This is a genomic window from Mycobacterium asiaticum (genome assembly GCF_001673365.1).
GTDB lineage: Bacteria > Actinomycetota > Actinomycetes > Mycobacteriales > Mycobacteriaceae > Mycobacterium > Mycobacterium asiaticum_A.
The window spans coordinates 1-667 of record NZ_LZLS01000121.1 but is presented as its reverse complement, the minus strand read 5'-3'; the positions used below and the strand labels follow the sequence as shown (position 1 = coordinate 667).

The 667-nt window shown below is 66.0% G+C and carries 1 protein-coding gene; it reads right to left on the bottom strand.

The window, feature by feature from the left end; translation table 11 throughout:
• Positions 1-499 (bottom strand): PE family protein (locus tag A5634_RS13360; protein WP_155769531.1); only part of this gene is annotated, 499 nt, incomplete at its 3' end.
• Positions 500-667 lie beyond the last annotated feature (168 nt).

The window sequence follows — 667 nt, the reverse complement described above, 5'->3', positions numbered from 1 at the left end:
CGACCACGGTTCCGCCGACGACAGCGTCGCCGCCGCCTACCACGGTCGCGCCGCCGCCCACCACGCCCGCCCCGCCGTTGCCCCACAGCAGACCGCCGTTTTGGCCGCTGGCGCCGGTTCCGTCGGTGCCGTCGAACCCGTCGCCGATCAGTGGCCGACCCAGCAGTGTCTGAAACGGCGCGTTGATCGCGTCGAGCAACTCCTGCAGCGGACTCGCGGCATCGGCCTCGGCGGTGGTGTAGGACAGCGCGCCCGCATTCAAGAGCTGGACAAAGTGTTGGTGAAAGGCTGACGCCTGGTTGCTCAGGACCTGATAGGCCTGACCGTGGGCGCTGAACATCGTTGCGACGACCACAGACACCTCGTCTGCCGCCGCAGCCGGCAGCGCCGAAGTCGCAGCCGCGGCCGCGGCATTGGCCAAGGCGATCGTCGAGGCAACATTCGCCAGGTCTGACGCGGCCGCTGTCACGAATTCCGGCACCGCGAATACATAGGACATTTTCCGACCTCCGACTGCGACGATCTCCCGCGGATCACCGTTGCGCAGGACCGTATTGCGGCCGGACGCCTACCGATCCCAACGTCGGCTAGCTTTTGCGTCTCAGTGTCATGGTGACTTTGCCGCGTTGCGGTGGTTGGGTCTAGATCACTCGGTGTTTGGCTCTTT